Source organism: Chryseobacterium sp. CH21 (genome assembly GCF_004119445.1).
In the GTDB taxonomy this organism is placed as follows: Bacteria; Bacteroidota; Bacteroidia; order Flavobacteriales; family Weeksellaceae; genus Chryseobacterium.
Window position 1 is genome coordinate 1 of sequence record NZ_QICI01000045.1, and the last position, 20939, is coordinate 20939.

21 protein-coding genes and 1 pseudogene are annotated in these 20939 nt (G+C 36.5%); 12 read left to right on the top strand and 10 right to left on the bottom strand.

Going from position 1 to position 20939, the window contains the following annotated elements:
- Positions 1 to 232: 232 nt before the first annotated feature.
- The 5 genes from BOQ62_RS08375 to rsfS all read right to left on the bottom strand — a co-directional run bounded on the left by BOQ62_RS08375 (position 233) and on the right by rsfS (position 4917).
- Positions 233 to 889: a phosphatidylserine decarboxylase family protein gene (locus BOQ62_RS08375; protein ID WP_129038625.1), complete on the bottom strand. Its 657-nt coding sequence runs from the start codon at positions 887 to 889 to the stop codon at positions 233 to 235.
- A gap of 4 nt (positions 890 to 893) precedes the next feature.
- Positions 894 to 1766, bottom strand: a complete 873-nt coding sequence (locus BOQ62_RS08380; protein ID WP_129038627.1) for a phosphatidate cytidylyltransferase — start codon at positions 1764 to 1766, stop codon at positions 894 to 896.
- Between the two features lie 24 nt (positions 1767 to 1790).
- Positions 1791 to 2372 (bottom strand): LUD domain-containing protein, encoded by a 582-nt coding sequence (locus tag BOQ62_RS08385; protein ID WP_129038629.1) that lies wholly within the window; start codon positions 2370 to 2372, stop codon positions 1791 to 1793.
- Positions 2373 to 2508: 136 nt separating this feature from the next.
- The gene (ftsH, locus tag BOQ62_RS08390) at positions 2509 to 4530 is read right to left on the bottom strand and encodes an ATP-dependent zinc metalloprotease FtsH (RefSeq protein ID WP_129038631.1); all 2022 of its coding nucleotides are present in this window, start codon (positions 4528 to 4530) and stop codon (positions 2509 to 2511) included.
- Between the two features lie 21 nt (positions 4531 to 4551).
- Complete coding sequence (gene rsfS / locus BOQ62_RS08395; RefSeq protein WP_129038633.1) at positions 4552 to 4917, bottom strand: ribosome silencing factor; 366 nt, start codon at positions 4915 to 4917, stop codon at positions 4552 to 4554.
- An 87-nt stretch (positions 4918 to 5004) separates the two neighbouring features.
- Between rsfS and BOQ62_RS23060 the strand changes: the two genes are divergently transcribed.
- Positions 5005 to 5187: a hypothetical protein gene (locus tag BOQ62_RS23060; protein WP_228413828.1), complete on the top strand. Its 183-nt coding sequence runs from the start codon at positions 5005 to 5007 to the stop codon at positions 5185 to 5187.
- Positions 5142 to 5717: a biotin--[acetyl-CoA-carboxylase] ligase gene (locus tag BOQ62_RS08400; RefSeq protein WP_228413830.1), complete on the top strand. Its 576-nt coding sequence runs from the start codon at positions 5142 to 5144 to the stop codon at positions 5715 to 5717. The genes BOQ62_RS23060 and BOQ62_RS08400 overlap by 46 nt, the downstream gene beginning before the upstream one ends.
- On the opposite strand, the pseudogene BOQ62_RS08405 reads toward BOQ62_RS08400, so the two are convergent.
- From BOQ62_RS08405 to BOQ62_RS08420, 4 genes and pseudogenes are all read right to left on the bottom strand, one after another.
- Positions 5711 to 6822 (bottom strand): annotated as a pseudogene (locus tag BOQ62_RS08405) (LptF/LptG family permease). The gene BOQ62_RS08400 and the pseudogene BOQ62_RS08405 sit on opposite strands and share 7 nt — an antisense overlap.
- Before the next feature lie 6 nt (positions 6823 to 6828).
- The gene (gene tgt, locus BOQ62_RS08410; protein ID WP_185146793.1) at positions 6829 to 7905 is read right to left on the bottom strand and encodes a tRNA guanosine(34) transglycosylase Tgt; all 1077 of its coding nucleotides are present in this window, start codon (positions 7903 to 7905) and stop codon (positions 6829 to 6831) included.
- A 119-nt stretch (positions 7906 to 8024) separates the two neighbouring features.
- The gene (locus tag BOQ62_RS08415; RefSeq protein ID WP_228413832.1) at positions 8025 to 8393 is read right to left on the bottom strand and encodes a DUF4296 domain-containing protein; all 369 of its coding nucleotides are present in this window, start codon (positions 8391 to 8393) and stop codon (positions 8025 to 8027) included.
- A gap of 5 nt (positions 8394 to 8398) precedes the next feature.
- Positions 8399 to 9115 carry a polyprenol monophosphomannose synthase gene (locus BOQ62_RS08420; RefSeq protein WP_129038637.1) on the bottom strand — a complete coding sequence of 239 codons (717 nt, stop codon included), beginning with the start codon at positions 9113 to 9115 and terminating at the stop codon, positions 8399 to 8401.
- Between the two features lie 242 nt (positions 9116 to 9357).
- On the opposite strand from BOQ62_RS08420, the gene BOQ62_RS08425 reads away from it, so the two are divergent.
- The 5 genes from BOQ62_RS08425 to BOQ62_RS08445 all read left to right on the top strand — a co-directional run bounded on the left by BOQ62_RS08425 (position 9358) and on the right by BOQ62_RS08445 (position 13755).
- A complete protein-coding gene (locus BOQ62_RS08425) occupies positions 9358 to 10026 on the top strand; it encodes a DUF4271 domain-containing protein (protein ID WP_129038639.1) in 669 nt (222 codons plus the stop codon).
- Between the two features lie 12 nt (positions 10027 to 10038).
- Positions 10039 to 10779, top strand: coding sequence for a uroporphyrinogen-III synthase (locus tag BOQ62_RS08430; protein WP_129038763.1), 741 nt, complete (start codon positions 10039 to 10041; stop codon positions 10777 to 10779).
- 170 nt (positions 10780 to 10949) lie between these two features.
- Entirely contained in the window at positions 10950 to 12992 is a 2043-nt protein-coding gene (locus BOQ62_RS08435; RefSeq protein WP_129038641.1) for a S9 family peptidase, read from the top strand.
- A gap of 15 nt (positions 12993 to 13007) precedes the next feature.
- Positions 13008 to 13382: a four helix bundle protein gene (locus tag BOQ62_RS08440; protein ID WP_228413834.1), complete on the top strand. Its 375-nt coding sequence runs from the start codon at positions 13008 to 13010 to the stop codon at positions 13380 to 13382.
- A gap of 34 nt (positions 13383 to 13416) precedes the next feature.
- Positions 13417 to 13755 carry a hypothetical protein gene (locus tag BOQ62_RS08445; RefSeq protein WP_129038643.1) on the top strand — a complete coding sequence of 113 codons (339 nt, stop codon included), beginning with the start codon at positions 13417 to 13419 and terminating at the stop codon, positions 13753 to 13755.
- Between the two features lie 135 nt (positions 13756 to 13890).
- On the opposite strand, the gene BOQ62_RS08450 is transcribed toward BOQ62_RS08445, so the two are convergent.
- On the bottom strand, positions 13891 to 14376 hold the full coding sequence (locus tag BOQ62_RS08450; protein ID WP_129038644.1) for an SRPBCC domain-containing protein: 486 nt from the start codon (positions 14374 to 14376) through the stop codon (positions 13891 to 13893).
- A 202-nt stretch (positions 14377 to 14578) separates the two neighbouring features.
- Here BOQ62_RS08450 and BOQ62_RS08455 point away from each other — a divergent pair, with 202 nt between their 5' ends.
- The 5 genes from BOQ62_RS08455 (at position 14579) to BOQ62_RS08475 (ending at position 20839) form a co-directional block, all read left to right on the top strand.
- Positions 14579 to 16123 (top strand): sensor histidine kinase, encoded by a 1545-nt coding sequence (locus BOQ62_RS08455; RefSeq protein WP_129038646.1) that lies wholly within the window; start codon positions 14579 to 14581, stop codon positions 16121 to 16123.
- 149 nt (positions 16124 to 16272) lie between these two features.
- A complete protein-coding gene (locus BOQ62_RS08460) occupies positions 16273 to 16959 on the top strand; it encodes a response regulator transcription factor (protein WP_002982671.1) in 687 nt (228 codons plus the stop codon).
- Between the two features lie 78 nt (positions 16960 to 17037).
- On the top strand, positions 17038 to 17679 hold the full coding sequence (locus BOQ62_RS08465; RefSeq protein WP_228413836.1) for a hypothetical protein: 642 nt from the start codon (positions 17038 to 17040) through the stop codon (positions 17677 to 17679).
- Positions 17680 to 17698: 19 nt separating this feature from the next.
- Entirely contained in the window at positions 17699 to 18061 is a 363-nt protein-coding gene (locus BOQ62_RS08470; protein ID WP_228413838.1) for a hypothetical protein, read from the top strand.
- A 69-nt stretch (positions 18062 to 18130) separates the two neighbouring features.
- Complete coding sequence (locus tag BOQ62_RS08475; RefSeq protein ID WP_129038650.1) at positions 18131 to 20839, top strand: TonB-dependent receptor domain-containing protein; 2709 nt, start codon at positions 18131 to 18133, stop codon at positions 20837 to 20839.
- The last annotated feature ends 100 nt before the right edge of the window (positions 20840 to 20939 follow it).

Sequence of the window (20939 nt, forward strand, 5' to 3'; positions counted from 1 at the left end):
TCTTTGCAAATCCCTAGTTCTTGAGCTAATAAGGATATATTGCCTCGTTGTTCACTTAAAGATACTGCTTGAATCTTAAACTCGATACTGTAATTTTTTCTGATCTTTTCATACTCTTAAAGTTAAAGAGTATAAGAATGGTGTCCTAACAAAGTTAGCAACTCCAGTATTCATCAAATAAAAAAAGAGAGCTCTAACGGCTCTCTTTTGATTTATATCTATGATAAGAATTTTAATTTTCTTTCAGTTTGGCAATAATATCCTCCCCTCCTTTTGTAATATCTCCGATCTTACAGATAATTTCAGTATCCAAAGGCAGGAATACATCCATTCTGGAACCGAATTTAATAAATCCGAACTCATGCCCGGCTTTTGCTTTATCACCTTCATTACAATAGAAAACAATCCTTCTTGCCACATATCCTGCAATTTGTCTGAAGACTACTTTATGATTGGTCATTGTCTGTATTGCAACAGTCGTTCTTTCGTTCTCTGTGGAAGACTTTTCATGCCATGCCACCAGGTATTTTCCAGGGTGGTATTTTTTGTAAATCACTTCACCTGAAACCGGGTATCTGCAGATATGCACATTCAATGGAGACATGAAAATAGAAACCTGAATGGCTTTTCCTTTAATAAATTCATCTTCATCCACTTCTTTGATCATGACCACTTTTCCGTCCACCGGAGCGATTACGTTTTCTTTGTGATCCAGGATATTACGATCCGGAACTCTGAAAAACCAGAAAACTAAACCGTAAATAACCAACAAAGGTATAATGATCAGCAGGGACCATATTTTAAGGAAATAAATTGCTACAACACCCAGAATAATAAAAAGCAGGGTTGCAACGGTAATTGTTCCTTTTGATTCTCTATGTAATTTCATGAGACTAAATAAATTTTTCTAAAATAAAGTACAAATATACGACAGGAACGCAAATAATAAAACTATCCAGCCTGTCTAAAACTCCACCATGCCCAGGAATGATGTTTCCACTGTCTTTCACACCGAAATTTCTTTTTAATTGGCTTTCTACCAGATCGCCTAACGGAGCAAAGGCAGCCACTAAAAATCCTACGACCATCCAGTTCCCCCTCAGCTCCGGCTGATAATGCTCAATAAAGTAGGATAAAACCAGTGTTAATACTACACCTCCTGCATATCCTTCCCATGTTTTTTTAGGAGATATTTTAGGTGCCATTTTATGTTTACCGAAGAACTTTCCTACCAGATAAGCAAAGGTATCACTACTCCAGATCAGGATAAAGAGAAACATCACCTCTAAAGAGAAGCTTTCGTTATAGCTGGAGAACTTTGGAAGTCCCAATGCAAAACTAAATGGTAACGCTACATAGATAACGGTAAAAATGAGTTTCCCGCTGTCAAAATATAATTCGTTAGGATATTTGAATAAAGTAACCACAGCAATTCCTATAAGTGCCAGCGCAAGTATTTCACTCAATCTGAAATCAAAAAAGAAATCGTGGTTAAAATATCTTTTGGAAAACATGTAGAATATAAAAATAACCAATGGATATACGACCCATTTTTCATAGCCATTTCCAAACTTCATGATTTTGACACATTCCCATGTTCCTACAATCAGCAGCAGACTCATTAATCCATGATAAAGATACTGTTGTTTGATAAGACCAGGTGCAATATTGTTCAGCAGCTGCGCTCCCAACGGGGTAGAACAAAGAATAATGATGGCTACATAAACCAGACCTGATATGGTTCTTTGAATGAGATTTTTGTCCAAAATTTAAAATTTAGAAGTGGTTGCTTAATCTTCAAGCAGCAATAAAAACAGTTTTGTATTGGAATTGGAAGAACTGTCCATTTTTGACTGGCTTCCGCTGATGGAAGTAAGGTTCTTGATATTTCCGTTTCTTTTTATTTTCCCCATCGCATCATTCAGGTTGTTTACAATCTGAGAAACATTGGCAATGATGATAATTCTGTCGGGAAGTCTTGAAGAATGATAATGAAGAATATTATTATGCGAAAGCATGATTCTGCCATCATAGGCAATCAGGTATTCACAAGTGATAAATGCGGCGTCATTGGACGGCTGTAGTTCTGAAGTATAGGTAGACTTCACAACGTTCAAAAAATTCTGAAGTTCTTTATCCCAACAAAAAAGGTTGTGGATCCCTTCTATTTTAACAATTTGATTTAAAGTTTGTAGAGCTTCCGCTTCATCTGCACAATAATTAAAAAATCCCCCCGAATGCGTAAATAATTGCGCAAACTTATAGTCAAGATCCGCATTTTTCAGCGAATCCCCAAGCTTCTCCAGGCTCTGTTTGTCCTCTTCTTCAGGCTGGTTGGTAAGTTTGCTTACAATCCTCTTGAATAAATTCAACTTAATCTATTTTTAGTCAACTTTATACAAAAATAGAAAATAAATTACAATAGAGTCCAAAATATCTCTTTAAATATGAAAAAACCTGACAATTTTGAGGTTGTCAGGTTTTTGTAACGTTTATTTTTCAAGAGTTTTAAAGCTGTGTCGGGCTTTCTGGAGCCTGTATTTCGCTTTGTTCTTCTTTTTCTTTGATCTGAGGTGTTTCCACTACTACCGGCTGATCTTTTTCAGGGATAGTGTTGGTAACAGGCTTCTCTGTCAATTCAGGATCCCATGCTCTTTTTCCGAATATTTCTTCTAAGTCTTCACGGAAGATCACTTCTTTTTCTAATAATTTACCGGCTAAAGCATCAAGCTTGTCTTTATTATCAGCAAGGATTCTTATCGCTCTGTCATACTGATTTTCGATGATAGATTTGATCTCTGCATCAATTTTGGTAGCCGTTTCCTCAGAATATGGTTTTCCAAAATTGTACTCAGACTGGCCAGAACTGTCATAGTAAGAAATATTACCAATGTTCGGGCTTAATCCGTAGATCGTTACCATTGCCTGGGCTCTTTTCGTCACTGTTTCAAGATCAGAAAGTGCTCCTGTAGAAATATTGTTGAAGATCACCTGCTCTGCTGCTCTACCTCCTAATGTTGCACACATTTCGTCCAACATCTGTTCAGTAGTGGTAAGCTGTCTTTCTTCCGGAAGATACCATGCTGCTCCCAATGAACGTCCTCTTGGAACGATTGTTACTTTTAAAAGTGGAGATGCATGCTCTACCAACCAAGAGATCGTAGCGTGACCTGCTTCATGGTAAGCTACTCTTCTTTTTTCAGAAGGTTTTATTGCTTTATTTTTCTTTTCAAGACCACCGATGATTCTGTCTACAGCATCAAGGAAATCCTGTTTTGTTACTGAAGTATGATTATTTCTTGCTGCAATAAGGGCTGCTTCATTACAAACGTTGGCAATATCCGCTCCACTGAATCCTGGAGTTTGTTTTGCAAGAAACTCTCTGTCTACATTATCATCAAGTTTGATCTTTTTCAAGTGAACATCAAAGATCTGTCTTCTTTCGTGAAGTTCCGGAAGGTCTACATAGATAGAACGGTCAAAACGTCCTGCTCTCATCAAAGCTTTATCAAGGATATCTGCTCTGTTGGTGGCAGCCATTACAATAACGTTGGTATCTGTTCCGAAACCATCCATTTCAGTAAGAAGCTGGTTCAATGTATTTTCTCTTTCGTCATTTCCGCCAGAGAAATTATTTTTTCCTCTTGCACGTCCGATGGCGTCAATCTCATCAATGAAGATAATCGCCGGAGATTTCGCTTTAGCCTGAGCAAAAAGGTCTCTTACTCTGGAAGCTCCTACCCCCACAAACATTTCAACGAAATCTGAACCTGAAAGTGAGAAAAACGGAACTTTAGCTTCCCCTGCAACGGCTTTTGCCAATAAGGTTTTACCTGTTCCCGGAGGACCTACTAAAAGAACTCCTTTAGGGATTTTACCTCCCAGTTTTGTATATTTTTCAGAGTTTTTCAAGAAATCTACCACTTCCTGAACTTCTTCTTTAGCACCTTCCAATCCTGCAACATCTTTGAATGTTACCTGAATTCTTTCTTTTTCGTCGAAAAGCTTAGCTTTAGATTTTCCGATAGAGAAGATTTGTCCGCCAGGACCTCCACCTCCACCCATCTTTCTGAAAAGAAGGAAGTAGAATAATCCAAGAATAGAAATCCAAACCAGCGCAGGAACTAAGATATCCATTAGTGCGCTTTTGCCTGTACCGTAATCTTTTGTTGTTTTAATAACCGGATTGCTGGCTTTAACCTGTTCAAATTTCTGAAGGAAAAGTTGAAGGTCTCCATATTTCACAGAATAATCTGCTTTAGGAGCCATTTCGAAGGCAGAAAGAGGGTTGTTTTCTTTACCGGTTTTGGAAACCATTGCTGATTTCGCTTCTTTTGTTAGGAAAACATCAGCTTTCTCTATGTCTTTGTATATAATTATATTCTGGACTTTGCCCGCCTGCATTTCTCTAAAGAAACCATCTTCATCGATAGATTTTGCGGCATCACCTCCAAGGAAATTGGAGCCGAAGAATAGCAAAAGAGCTATGATTGCAATAGGAAAGAACCAGTTGAATCCTTTATTATTCATTTAGACTTTTTAAATTTTTTATTATTCATTTTCAATTTTGGTAATGACTGCGTCACCCCAAAGCTCTTCTATATCGTAGTACTCACGTACTTGTTTTTGGAAAATATGAACGACCACTGAAACGTAGTCTACCAACACCCACATCGCATTTTCAGTACCTTCTACGTGCCAAGGTCTGTCCTTCAGTTCGTTTCTTACTTTCTTCTCTACACTTCCTGCCAATGCAGCTACCTGTGTATTTGAGTTTCCACTACATATCACGAACGTTTCTGCTACGGAGTTTTCGATGTTGGAAAGATCAAAGATCATAATGTCTTCCCCTTTTACATCCTGGATAGCTTCAACGATTTTATCTATTAACGCTTGTTTTTCTGCTGTTTTATTCATTAAAAAAATACTATAATCTGCAAATTTATTGTTTTTTCTTTACTTTAACCTTACTTTTACCCTCTTAATGTCTTAAAGTTTTCTTAAATGAGCCAACTCTTCTATCTGAAAGAATGTTCTTCTACTAATGACGAAATAACAAAGTTTTTACTTTACGGAGATTCAAATTTTATTGGGCTTCATACTTTTAATCAAACTAAAGGCCGTGGTCAGTATGGAAATGTTTGGACTCAGACTGCCGGAAAAACCTGGCTTATACGCTGGCAGTGAATACTCAGAACATCCTGTGCTCCGACTTTATGTTCAATTATTATACCGCAATGGTGATTCGTGATTTCCTTGCCAAATTGTCTGACTCTGAGGTAAAAATCAAATGGCCGAATGATATTATCCTTAAAGGTAAAAAAATCGTTGGAATTTTAATAGAAAAGAAAAAAATTAATCAAAATAATTATTTCATCATAGGAGCCGGAATCAATATTCTTCAGGGCAATTTTGATGAAATATCGAATGCGGGATCACTTCTGACGCAGACTGGTGTACAATTTAATCTTGAAGAGCTTTCATTGAATCTTCATGAACATCTGTCTGAAAAAATAAAAAACATCCCTTCTGATCAGGAAATTATGGACGGATTTAATAATAATCTTTTCAGAAAAGATCAGGTATCTGTCTTTGAAATTGAAAAAGAGCGACAAAATGGCATCATCCGACATGCAGACGAAAAGGGTGAGCTCTGGATCGAACTGGAAGACGGAATGCATTCCTTTTATCACAAGGAAATAAAATTACTTTATTGATTGGCTCTTTTGATATAAAGATAAAGAGTAAGCGGCAAAAATACCATATTGGGCAGCCACATGGCTACAGCCGGAGATAAACTTTTATTTTCTGACACCACTTTCAAGGCTTCAAATGAGAACACGAAAATAAAGGCCAATGAAATCCCTATTGCCAAGTTAACTCCCAATCCTCCTCTTTTCTTTTGTGACGACAGGGAAAGCGCCAAAAATGTCAGAATTATGATAGAAACAGGCATTGAGGTTCTTTGATGAAGCTCATTCAGATAAGAATTCAGGTTACTGTTTCCTCTTGCTTTTTCTCTATCAATAAACTTCAGAAGTTCCGGCGTTGTTTTATTTTGTCCCAAAAGCTCGTTAGGGAAAAGTTCTTCCGGTGAGTGGCCGTAATTTTTCCTTAATTCTATTCCGTTGCCGAGTTTTTCGGTATTGTCTTTATTGATTGTTTTTTCCAGATAGTTATTTAAAACAAACTGCTTTTTGGTTTTATCCCAATACACTTCACTGGCTTTCAACTCATAAGTCATTTTCCTGTCTTTATCATATTTCTGATAGACAAAACTAGACCCTCTTTTTTCTCTTTTATTCCAGGAATCAACGAAGATATATTCTGTTTTGCTCAGCTGTGAAGAAGCCGGAGCTGTTCCTAAAATCTTTTCTTTATTGGCTGCATTATAAGTATATGCTTCCAGCTCATTTTTTTGATATTAGCCCATGGAAGAACCATATGATACACTACAAGAGCGATCAATCCGATAAAAATGGAGGTAAACAGATAAGGCTTGGAAAACCTATGAAAACTGGCTCCACTACTGATAATAGCAACAATTTCAGTATTGTTTGCCATCCTGGAGGTAAAGTAAATCACCGAAATAAATACCAGAATGGAAAGAAATGTCACCACAAGATTGATGATCCAGAAGGGATAAAAATGGATCAGAAAATACGTCAGATCCAGTTTCGGATCAATAGCCTTGGCATTTTCTATCCTTGGAATCTTCTGCTGAACATCGATTACCAATACGACTATAGACAATAACACCAACATGAAACTGAAAGTTCCAAGGTATTTTTTAATGATATATCTGTCTACAATTTTAAGCATATTCTCTTACAGTCTTTGTCTAAGAACCGGTACTACAGAGTTTTTCCATTCGTAGAAATCTCCTGCAATAATATGTTCTCTGGCTACTTTTACTAAATCAAGGTAGAATGCAAGATTATGAATCGAAGCAATCTGTTTTGCCAGATATTCTTTAGATACAAACAGGTGGCGAAGATACGCTTTTGAATATTCACTATCTACAAAACTGGTCCCAAATTCGTCCAAAGGCGAAAAATCGCGCTTCCATTTTTCATTTTTAAGATTCATCACGCCCTGCCACGTGAAAAGCATTGCATTTCTTGCATTTCTTGTTGGCATTACACAATCCATCATATCAATTCCCAGCCCGATAGACTCAAGGATATTCCATGGAGTTCCTACTCCCATCAGGTATCTTGGTTTTTCTTTTGGAAGAATGTCCGTTACTTCATCTGTAATTCTGTACATTTCTTCTTCAGGCTCTCCTACAGAAAGCCCTCCGATCGCATTTCCTTCTGCTCCTGCTTCAGAAATTACTTCTGCAGAGATTTTTCTAAGATCGGAATAGGTAGACCCCTGAACAATAGGGAAAAGTCTTTGTTTGTATCCGTATAATTCAGGATTATCATTAGTCCATTCAATACATCTTTTCAGCCAACGGTGAGTAAGCTCCATCGATGATTTTGCCTGGTTGTAATCACAAGGGTATGGAGTACATTCGTCAAAAGCCATGAAAATATCGGCTCCGATCTGTCTTTGAATCTCCATCGATCTTTCCGGAGAGAACATGTGGTAACTTCCGTCAATGTGAGATTTGAACCTCGCACCTTCTTCGGTCATTTTTCTGTTACTCGCCAGTGAAAATACCTGAAAACCTCCTGAATCTGTAAGAATAGGAAGATCCCAGTTCATGAATTTATGCAAACCACCGGCATCCTGCATCGTTTCCATGCCCGGACGAAGATAAAGGTGGTAAGTATTTCCCAGAATAATCTGAGCTTTAATGTCTTCTTTTAATTCTCTCTGATGAACTGTTTTCACACTTGCTACAGTTCCCACAGGCATAAAAATAGGAGTTTGAATCTTCCCGTGATCTGTGGTAATTTCCCCTGCTCTTGCTTTTCCTTCAGAGGTTTTTCTATATTAAAAAATTTCATCTCTATCCTTTTTTAATTCACTGTTTTATCAGTGATTTCCTATAAAACAGAAGTCAGATACAGCTTTTACCTTACTAAGGGTAATACAGCTCCATTCTGTTTCAGTTTATCCTTTACATATTTATCTGCTTTCGGGTCTTTCTTCAGCAGTATTTCCTGTGCATCATTGGTGATGCCCTCCATTTCTTCTTTAATCACATAATACTTAAAACTTTCTACAAAGTCTTCAGATTTTACTTTATATGATTTCAAAACAGCTCTGGTGCCGGCTTCCATATTTTTTTCAGGATATACATAGATTGCCTGATCGTTGATCGCAAGGTCTGCAATGATTTCTGCCATCACATCTTTATCGATAAGATTTTTAGGCTTATCAATATAACCGCTGCACGAAAACAGGCTCAGCAAAACGAAAATGAAGATTAACTTTTTCATCAGTTTCATAATCTGTTGATGATTGATTTCCATTTTAAGTTCAATACTCCAAAAACGGCTTCATGGATAATTCCACCGTTCATTTTGCTTTCTCCTAAAATTCTGTTGGTAAATATAATAGGAACTTCTACAATTCTGAAACTTTTTTTGAATGCTCTGAATTTCATTTCAATCTGAAAACCATAGCCTTTCAGTTTCACATTATCCAGTCCTATTTCTTCCAATACTTTTCTTGAAAAACAGACAAATCCTGCAGTTGTATCATGAATAGGAAGTCCTAAGACAAATCTCACATATTTGGATGCAAAATAAGAAAGCAACACTCTTCCCATAGGCCAGTTGACCACATTCACTCCTTTTGAGTAACGGGATCCGATGGCCATATCTGCATTTTTACAAGCTTCAAAAAGTTTTGGTAAATCGTTGGGATTGTGTGAAAAATCGGCGTCCATTTCAAAAATATAATCGTATTTATTTTCGATCGCCCATTTAAATCCATGAATATATGCCTTTCCAAGCCCGTCTTTCACATGTCTTACTGAAAGATGCAGATAATGTGGATGTTTCTTTTGCAACTCCTTCACAACCTCTGCGGTTCCGTCAGGAGAAGTATCATCTACTACTAAGATATGAAAGTCATCTTCCAATGCAAAAACTGCGGAAATAATATTTTCAATATTTTCCTTTTCGTTATAAGTTGGGATGATGACGAGTTTTTTCATTTCAGTTTGCAAAGATAGTTTATTTAACCTTTTTATTTTATACAAAATAATCTATAATTTTGCAAAAATATTTCTCAGGGATTAAGCGGATGAAACAGAAACTTTTATACAACAGATCTGGACAATACGTAAAATCGGTGAGAGCAAATATTTTAACTTCAAAATTATGAATCAGGTGATAGGAAAATCTGTGCCGGGTTATGTTATCTGAAGTTAAATAATAAATAATAAAAACTTAAATTTTGCCATCATCACAACACTTCGTCAATCAAGTAAGAATACCTGAGAATAATGATTGGGTAATTTTTATCCTCGTGGGCTGTATATTTTTGTATGTTTTTATGATGAACGTCATAGAAAGGGATGCCAGTCTCAAAGATTTTCTGCTTCAAAAGTATTTTGATGCGAGCAATAACCTTCCCAGCTGGATCATCACCTCATGTGTGACGACTCTTACGCTGTCCGTTTTAATTTCACAGTACATTCCTATTGTACCAAAATATATTGCCGATCTTCAGCTTTTGGGCTATCAGCTCAACAAATTTGGGTATACTTTGCTGGCGGTGCTGTTTTTTTATTTATTAAAATCAACATTAGGTTTTTTATTTTATCAAAGTATAGGGGATGGAAAAAAATGGACAATATTCTATTTTACTTCCACAAAATTCTATTTCATTCTTTCATTTTTGCTAATAATTCTTTGTGTAGCCCACTATTACTTCCCTATCGACAAAAATAAAATGTTTTTATATTATATCTGCTTCTTTTCTTTTGTCTTCATTTTCAAAGTTTTTTTCTATTTATTTCACAAGAACAAGATTCTTCCTGAAAAATGGTATTATAAATTTTTGTATATTTGCACCCTCCAAATCGCACCATTATTATTGCTTTGGAAGTTGTTATTTTTTTAATAAATGTCAATGATGAGAATAAAGTCTATATTGGTTTCTCAACCAGCGCCTAGTGAGTCTTCTCCATATTTGGATATAGCGAAGAAGGAAAAAATAAAGATTGATTTCCGTCCATTTATCCACGTCGAAGGGGTTGACAATAAAGAGCTCAGAACACAAAAAATAGATCTGACGCAGTATACCGGTATTATTTTTACCAGTAAAAATGCGATTGACCATTACTTCAGACTTGCGGAAGAGCTTCGTTTTGCCGTTCCGGATACAATGAGATACATCTGCCAGTCGGAAGCAATTGCCAACTACCTTCAAAAGCATATTGTGTACAGAAAAAGAAAAATCAGCTTTGGGGAGAAAAACTTCTCGGATCTGCTTCCTCTTTTCAAAAAATTTCCAACTGAAAAATATCTGTTGCCATCTTCAGATGTTTTAAGTCCGGATATTGTAAAAACCATGGATGCATCTAATGCAGACTGGACAAGAGCAATTATGTACCGTACCGTATGCAGTGATCTTACAGATATTACGATTAAAGATTACGATATGTTGATCTTCTTTAGTCCGCAAGGAATCAAATCTCTACAACAAAACTTCCCTGACTTCAAGCAGGATGAGACAAAGATCGGAGTTTTTGGAAACACGACTTTGGCAGCGGCAGAAGAAGCTGGATTAAAAGTAGATTTAATGGCACCTACGAAGGAAACTCCTTCCATGACAATGGCCCTTGAAAAGTATATTAAAGCACTTCATAAATAGTCTTTAATTATAAAAATACCATCAACCATCTTTTCAATAAAGGAAAGATGGTTTTTTTTTACCTAAATTTGAACGAAAATTAATATTGAGTGGATTTCTGCTTAAATTACTTGCTTTCAGAAGAAAAAGTATAAAGACCTATTCCATTCAATAAAAAATAAAATACCCGGATGAAAGCTCCACAGGCAAAAAAAATAGAAAAAATACTAGAAACCCACGGCGATACAAGAACCGATAATTACTTTTGGCTGAATGAAAGGGAAAACCCTGAAGTCATCAAATATATTGAGGAAGAAAATGCCTACGAAGAATTCATCATGAAAGATACGGAAGCCCTTCAGGAAGAGCTTTTCGAAGAGATGAAAGCCCGTTATAAAAAGGATGATGAATCTCTGCCTTATTTCTTTAATGAGTACTGGTATATTGTGCGTTATGAAGAAGGTAAGGAATATCCTATTTTCTGCAGAAAGCACAAAAGCCTTGACAACGAAGAGGAAATTGTACTGGACGTTAATATCCATGCAGAAGGCAAAGAGTTTTTTGAAGTAGGCAGTGTAGCAGTAAGCCCAGGTAACAAACTGGCTTCTTTTTCTTCTGATGATGTAGGAAGAAGAATCTATACGCTTAATTTTAAAAACCTAAAAACTGGTGAAATCCTACCTGACACCATTCCTAATACAACAGGAAAAGCTGTTTGGGCTAACGATAACCAGCATGTTTTTTACATCAGAAAAGATAAGAGTCTCCGTGCATTCCAGGTATACAGACATAAACTGGGAACAGATTCCGAAGAAGATGTTCTAATCTTCCACGAAGAGGATGAGACTTTTGATGTCAATGTATTTAAAACAAAGTCTTTACAATATATTTTCATCGCCAGTTCAAGTACTATTTCTGACGAACACCGCTTTATCCCTTCTGACAATGTATTTGCAGAATGGACAATTATTCAGCCAAGAATAGATGATCTTGAATATTCCGTAGAGCATTATGAGGATGAATTTTACATCATTACCAATGCTGACGATGCGATCAATTTCAAAATTGTAAAAGCAAAGATTGATAACTGTGGTATGGAAAACTGGGTGGATGTAATTCCACACCGCGCAGAAGTTTTACTGGAAGGTTTTGAAATCTTCAAAGATTATCTGGTACTCGAGGAAAGAGAAAGAGGATTGCTTCAGATCAAAATCATTGATGAAAAGACGCAGGAATCTTATTATTTACCTTTCTCAGACCCTACTTATACAGCTTATATAGGAATCAACCTTGAGTTTGATACAGATATTTTACGTTACGGTTATACGTCTCTTACACAGCCTAGTTCCACTTATGAATATAACATGAAGGAAAAAACCACTCAACTTCTGAAACAACAGGAAGTACTGGGTGGAAAATTTATCCCTGAGAATTATATTTCAGAAAGAATCTGGGCAGACTCCAGAGATGGAAAAGCAAAAGTTCCTATTTCTTTAGTCTATCATAAAGACACCAAAAAATCTGCAGATACTCCACTTCTTCTGTACGGATATGGAAGTTATGGACATACTGTGGATGCCAGCTTTTCAAATGTAAGATTGTCACTTCTGGACAGAGGTTTTATTTATGCCATCGCTCATATCCGAGGTGGAGAATATTTGGGAAGAGAATGGTATGAAGACGGAAAAATGTTATTCAAGAAAAATACTTTCTTCGATTTTATTGATGCAGGAAAGTATTTAATCAAGGAAAATTACACTTCATCGAAACACATGTATGCGATGGGAGGTAGTGCCGGCGGACTGTTGGTAGGTGCTGTGGTGAATTATGAGCCTCAGCTATTCAACGGAATCGTGGCACAGGTACCTTTCGTAGATGTTGTTTCTACTATGTTGGACGATACAATTCCTTTGACTACCGGAGAATATGATGAATGGGGAAATCCAAATGACGAAGAATATTATCATTATATGAAAGATTACTCTCCATATGATAATGTAGAAGCTAAAGATTATCCGCATATGCTCATCACTACAGGATTTCATGATTCTCAGGTACAATATTGGGAACCCGCAAAGTGGACCGCAAAATTGAGAGAATTAAAGACAGACGATAATATTTTAGTCTTCAAAACAGACATGAGCTCCGGACACGGTGGGGCAAGCGGAAGATTTGAATCACTGAAAGAGGACGCATTAGAATATGCGTTTCTTTTAAAGATAAATGATAATTGATAAAAGATAATTGATATGAGTATGGACAACAACTACAACCAGATGTTTGCACAAAAGACTAAATCTTTAACCATTGCAATCATTAATGAGTTGTCTGATATTTCATATTCTGATAAAATATCAAATATAAGGAAACAAGTTTTCAGATCTGTTTCATCCACAGCAAGCAACTATAGAGCAATGTGCAGAGCCAGATCTACCAAAGAAAAATATTCCAAAATATGCATTGTTGTAGAAGAAGCTGACGAAACTTTATTCTGGCTGGAGTTAATAGATGAACTCCATATACTAAAAAAAGAAAATTTAGATATTCTTATTAACGAAGCCAGTGAAATTTTGAAAGTAACCTCTGCTTATAAAAGGAAATTAGGTGAAGAATTAAAACGTTAACAAGATCAATTATTAATCATCATTTATCAATTATATGAACGAGTCCGAATATTGGAAAAAAATAGAACAGTTCTTCGAAGATAATTTTCAGACTGAGAAGAATCCGCCCATTGAAACCCTTTTATTTCTGATAGGGCTTCAGGAGCTGGGAAGCGGCCAGCAAAAATACACGAAAGAAGACAAAGTAAACCTGATTCATATTGCAGTGTGCAGATTACTTGAACCTTTTGGATATTATAAATTCACGCACTATGAAGACGGATGGCCACAGTTTGAAAGCCTCGAAGAACTTCCGGAATTAAAGCCTAATGAGCAGACTTTGCTTATGAAAAAGGCCATTATTCAGTACTTCCAGGAAGAGGAGCTTATATAAAGGCTGAAAGCTGGGTGACTGAGGCTGGGAGTTAATTACCCACGAGCCAATCTTCACTATAGAAAAAAGAATCCGGATCTTTCCAAGGAAAGATCCGGATTCTTCTTATTGATCATTTATTTTATAATTTGAAATTTATCCAATGATTTCCTCCAGCTGGTTAAGTCCTATCGTAAAGCCACCTTCAAAACCCATTTCCATAATTTTTTTCATCATTTCCTGAGAGTGATAATGAATATTAATGGTCAGTTTCGTACCTTCTTCTACTCCGGTAAAACCGATCAGCCATTTTGACCTTGGAAAATCTTCGTTGATATTTCCTTTTTCATCAGAAAAAGCACTCAGCCAGTCCAGGCTTCTGTGTTCCATAATTTCCCCGTATTCAAATTTTGAATATCCTTTTTCACCACTGGGGCCCACCATTGCATAGAACCAAAATCCTCCTTCTTCAAAATCCTGACTTACCGTTTCGCATTTCCAGGGTTTTGGCGCCCACCACTGGTCTAATAATTCGGATTGGGTAAAATAATTCCATACTGTAGAAACGTCAGCTTTATATATCTTCATGACATACGTACTGGCTGCGTCAAAATCTTTGTTGAAAATGAAGTTCGATTCCATAAATAATTATTTTTAATAAAGTTAGCACTTTATTTCATTCAAAGGGACTTTTCGTATGACAAGGAGAGGATAATTCATAAATAATTGTTAAAAAACACTCTTTTAAGAGAAAAAAAACAATTTTTTGGCTCGTTTTTTGTTTATGTAGTCTTAAAACAATTAATTTTAACATTCATTTTTCCAAAACCTATATAATTAAATAATGAATAACAAATTCATCCCAATAATTTCAGTGTTTATGACAATCTCACTGATTGTCTTTGTAACGCTCCAATTTTATTGGTTGAAAGGCTATTACGGCGTACTGGAACAGGATTTTTCAAATAAAGTATATGCGGTTTTGGAAAGTACTTCAAAAAGTATTGAAGAGATTGAAGCGGACAAATATCTGAATCAGGATTATAAAGATTTCAGAAAGAATATTCTTGCGAACAGCAAACAGCCGTCTTTAACTACGATTCAGCAGGTAGAAGACTCCGGTACTCAGAGACAGATTATTTATTCTAAAAATATTATTGAAAAAACACAGCTTCCGATTTCTCAAAAAGGAGATTCTATCAAGCTGACAACTTTGTATACAGACGAAGCGGCCTACAAAATAAAAAGAGATACTACCAATCGCGAACTTCTTACAACAGATATCAATCAGGAGATTGAAACAGGAGATTACTCCATGAAAGAATTTGTGAAAGTTTATGGAAATAATCTTCCTATCACCAAAAGAGTGGATCCAAAAACGCTTGACTCTGTTATCGCCAAAGAACTTAAAATAAGAGGTATTACGGCCAAGTTCGGATATGGAGTTCTCGACCGCAATAATAAGCTTACAAGCATCGCCAATAAGGCTTACAAAGAAAAGAAAGACAGCAATACCTACAGCTTTCCTCTTTTTGCAGATAAGAAAAATACATTATACAGCCTTGCATTGGTATTCCCTAAAAAAGAATATTCTCTGGCAATGAACAACTGGCCAATGCTTTTAGGAACATTCCTCTCTCTCCTTACCATTCTTGGAATTTATATTATTTCCATCAATTATATGATGAGACAGAAAAAACTTGCTGAAGTAAAAACAGACTTCATCAACAATATGTCCCATGAATTTAAAACACCACTGGCAACCATTTCTGTAGCAACGGATTCATTGGCCAATGACAAAATTGCAACCAATCCGGATAAGGTAAAATATTACTCAGAACTGATTAAGCAGGAGAACTTAAGGATGAAAAAGCAGGTAGAAAATGTGCTTAATATGTCCAAGCTTGAAAGAAATGAAGTGGAATTATTCTTAAGAGAAACCAACGTAAGGGAATTGATCAAAAAAACTACAGAATCTTTCAATCTGATTGTACAGCAAAGAAATGGCTCTCTTACTCAGAAATTTAATGCAACCCATTATAATTTTAAAATAGACGAATTCCACATCTCCAATATGCTGGTCAATCTACTGGATAATGCCAACAAATATTCTCCTGAAGCACCGGAAATACATGTGGAAACAAGAAATGAAGGAAACTGGTATGTGATTGAGATTTCCGACAAGGGAATGGGGATGGATGCCCAAAATAAAACCAAAATTTTCGAAAAATTCTTTAGAGAAGAAACCGGAAATATCCATAACGTAAAAGGGCAGGGATTAGGTCTTTCCTACGTTAAGAAAATTGTAGAACTGCACAAAGGACAGATTATCGTAGATTCTCATAAAGGAAAAGGAAGTATGTTCACGATAAAATTACCGATGGGATAGAAAATCAATGATAGATGATAAACGATAAAAAGATGTCTTTCAAATCAACTATCATTCATCAATTATAAAAAATTTAACCAAATATCAAAATATAGAAGATAGAGTGAGGAAGTTCATTCTTAAATGTTAATTATTAATTATTAAAAGTTATGAGCAACAGAATATTATTAGTAGAGGACGATCAGAGTTTCGGGGCAGTGCTTAAAGATTATTTAACCATCAATAATTTTGAAGTAACTCTTGCTACTGATGGGGAGCAGGGACTAAAAGAATTTACAGAAAATGAATTCGACATCTGCATATTTGACGTAATGATGCCTAAAAAAGACGGATTTTCATTAGCAGAAGATGTAAAAAAGATTGATAAAAATACACCTATCATTTTCCTTACTGCAAGAAACATGAGAGAGGATATCCTGAAAGGGTATCAGCTGGGTGCGGATGATTATATTACAAAACCATTTGATACTGAGCTTCTTTTATACAAAATAAAAGCAATTCTTCAAAGAAGTTCCACATTGGAAAACGAAGAGCAGGAGCAGTTCAAAATCAGTAATATTTTCTTCGACTCTATGTTGAGACAGCTGAAAGTAGGTGATAAAGAATACAAGCTTTCTCCTAAAGAAAATGAATTATTAAAACTTCTTTGCATCCACAGAAATGATTTTATGCCGAGAGATCTTGCTTTAAGAAAGATCTGGAAGAAAGAAAATTATTTTACCGCAAGAAGTATGGACGTTTATATTGCAAAGCTTCGTAAATTATTAAAAGATGACGAAGGATTGGAAATTATCAACGTTCACGGAGAAGGATTTAGACTTTTGGTGAAAAATTAATCCAAAAATCAAATTATAAGTATAAAATTAGCAAAACAATTGAAAATGTTTTGCTAATTTTGTTTCATACCCATGGATATGAAGAATACATTTATAGGTTTGATCGCTGTATCATTACTTGCCACATCTTGTAAAAAGGATGAAAGAGCTACTTATTTAAAAGAAGAAACCAATGCTGGCCAACCTAACGTAGCACTAAATACTACCTCAAAAACGGCTCTGATGGATCAGGCAGGCATACAGTCCAATGCGGCTCCTGCTCCTATAGCCACCGCTCCAGGAATGAACCCTCCACACGGTCAGCCGGGACACCGATGCGATATTCCTGTAGGACAACCTTTAAATGGTCAACCTGCAGCTGCACCCACAACACAAAATGTAAACGTGAACGGAGGTAATACCATCCAGATTGATCCTAATGCAGTATCACCAGGAAAAATCACCCTTGATAACAACGGGAAGCAGGCAAAAACCGCTCCGGGAATGAATCCTCCGCACGGACAGCCCGGACACCGATGTGATATTCCCGTAGGGCAGCCCTTAAGCAGCAAGCCCGCTCCTGCACCACAACCAGCACAAAATGCAGTTCAGTCCACTCCAAGCCCTGCTCCTGCACCCGCTGCACAGAATCTGGCGATGGGAGAAAAACCAAAACTAAACCCGGCACATGGTGAACCTTGGCACAGCTGCTCACTAAAAGTTGGTGATCCTTTGCCATAAATTTTGTATTTTTGCAGAAATGAAGCTGTTTCACCTACTTGCAATAGTGTTTTGCCTGGGAGTCTTTCTGATTCCCAAGGACAATTTCTATGCGCAAGGGATGCAGGAAACATGCTGTAAGGCAGAGTCTTCCAAAAAAATGGACTGCTGTAAAAATCATTCTTCAAAAAAAGACAGCCAACATGATAACAAAAAATCATGTAATGATGACTGCTGCTCATCATGTGTTGCATGCTATACTTTTATTGAAACCCCTTTCTCAAAAAATTTACGTTTGGAACTGTCTTATTACAAAGCGAATAAGAATCCTCAGTTTCAGTATTCAGATCCTTATCTTTCAGACCGTTTAAAGGAAATCTGGCAGCCGCCTAAGATAGGTTAATTAAAATATCAAGGGTTCATTATGTACTATAGTGAACTGTTTTTTAATTAATTTAAACTTTTAAACAAAATGAAATTACATATTTCCAGGTTGATACTTGGTGCATTATTCCTATTTACACAATTTATATCTGCTCAAACCCATTCAAAAAATCAGTTCAAGGTAAAAGGGAACTGTGAAATGTGCAAAACAAGAATTGAAAGTGCCGCTAAAAAAGCTGGCGCGAAAACAGCAGTTTACTCCATTGATCTTCAAACGTTAACTCTAGAAACAGACAAGGTTTCTACCGATGACATACTGAAAAAGGTAGCTGAAGCTGGCCATGATAACGAAAAGTTCAAAGCGTCTGATACAACCTATGAAGGTCTTCCGGGGTGTTGTCATTATGATAGAGATCCACAACTTTCTACTAGTGCAGAAACACATCAGGAACATCATGCAGATGCTAATGTTTCCGCTAAAAAAGAGAATGAATTCTATGTAAGAGGAAACTGTGCTTCTTGTAAAGCCAGAATTGAAAAAGCCTCAAAAGATGCCGGAGCCAATACTGCAGAATGGAATGCGGAGAAACAAACGGTTACGTTAAATTTTGACCTATCAAAAACCTCATCAGACAAGATTTTAAAGGCAATTGCTGATGCCGGTCATGATAATGAAAAATATAAAGCAACAGATGCTGTATACAACGGACTTCCGGGATGTTGCCTATATGACAGAGACTTTACTTTTGGTGAACCCAATCCAAAAGTACATTACGAAGAAGCGACAAAGCATAATGATCATAAAGACACTGCAGCAACTTCAGCTCAGGAAGATCATTCTCAGCATGAAAAAAGCATAGACGGAGTTGTCGTAACAGGTTCTAAGGCAGCAACCGCTTTAAGTAAGAAAGAAGCCGGACTTGTTTTTAATATTGATAAAAAAGAGCTGTTAAAGGCAGCTTGCTGTAATCTGTCTGAAAGTTTCGAAACCAATGCAACGGTAGATGTTTCTTTCAGCAATGCGGTTACAGGAACAAAACAGCTGAAAATGCTTGGTTTGGATCAAAAATATACCAGCTTAACGAAGGAACAATTACCTGAAATCAGAGGATTGGCTTCTGCCTATGGATTAAATTTTATTCCAGGAAGATGGATTGAAAGTATTCAGCTTACCAAAGGAGGAAGTACCGTAACAAACGGTTATGAAAGTATCACAGGACAGATTAACACTGAGCTTTTGAAGAATGCGAAGACTCCAGAAACATCACTGAATCTTTTTTCTGATTTCAATGGAAGAGCAGAAATCAATATCACCAATGTTTCTCCAATCAACGATAAATGGTCACAGACTTTCCTTCTTCACGGAAACGGAACGTTTGGAAATACGGATATGAATCATGATGGTTTTTTGGACAGACCAAAAGGAACGCAGATCAATGCAGCTTATTTGTTGAATTATAACGACCTTGAAAAGTCAGGATTTGGATCTCATTTCGGGATTAATTTTATCAGAGATGAAAGAACTGCCGGACAGATTGGTTTTGATAAAAAACTGGGTCAGGATAAGCAGCCTTTTTATGGGGTAGGAATTGACATCTCAAGATTTCAGGTTTGGAATAAAACCGGTTATGTTTTCAAGGGAAAACCTTACCAGAGTATTGGCTGGATGAACCAGTATGTGTATCACCAACAGGATAGTTTCTTTGGATTGAGAAATTATGCGGGACAACAGCATACGTATTATTCAAACTTAATTTTTGAAAGCATCATCGGAAATACCAACCACAAGTATAAGGCTGGAGCAAGTTTCTTATATGACGGATATAAAGAAACGTATTTACTGAATGATATCAGAAGAAATGAAATTGTACCGGGAATTTTTGCTGAATATACTTTAACAGGTTTAAAATATACTTTAGTAGCAGGTTCAAGAGTAGATTTTCATAATCTGGCAGGAACTCAGTTTACACCAAGACTTAATTTCAAGTATGATTTCACCCCACAGACAATTTTAAGACTTTCTGCGGGAAGAGGATTCAGAACGGCGAATGTATTTGCGGAAAGCCAGCAGTATTTCGCATCGAACAGAGCTATTAATATTTTACCCAACGGAGGAAATATTTATGGATTAAGACCTGAAATTGCATGGAATTATGGAGCGAGTTTACAGCAGGAATTTAAGTTGTTCGGAAGAAAATCAAGTATTGTTGCTGACTTCTTCAGAACAGATTTCCAGGATCAGGTATTGGTAGATTTGGATAAATCTCCTCAACAGCTGACATTCTATAATCTGGATGGAAAATCATTTGCGAATTCATTCCAGACCCAATGGGATTTCGTGCCTGTAAAAAATCTTGAGGTAAGACTTGCTTATAAATATTATGATGTGCAGGCTGATTATATCGGTGGAAGAAGAGAAGTTCCTTTTATGGCGAAGCACAGAGGATTTGTGAACTTGGCCTATTCAACCAATAAAACAGATAAAGGAGGGTTCTGGAGTTTTGATACGACTTTAAACTGGGTTGGAAAACAAAGACTTCCTGATACATCAACGAATCCGGCAGAGTTTCAGCTGCCAACTTATTCAGAATCCTATGCGGTTCTTAATGCTCAAATCTCAAGAAATTTCAATAAAAAGATCAGAGCTTATGTAGGAGGAGAAAACCTTACTTCTTACTACCAGAAAAATGCGATTGTTGATTTTAAAAATCCTTTCGGAAGCTATTTTGACGGGGGAATGGTATACGCTCCGATTATGAAGGCCAACTTCTATGTGGGACTGGATGTGACGTTTTAAGGCTGAAAGCTGGAAGAATGAAGCTGGGAAGTACCCACAACCAAGTAAAGTTTTATCTTATTGAGGATAATAGCTGAATACACAAAAACCTTATAGGTTT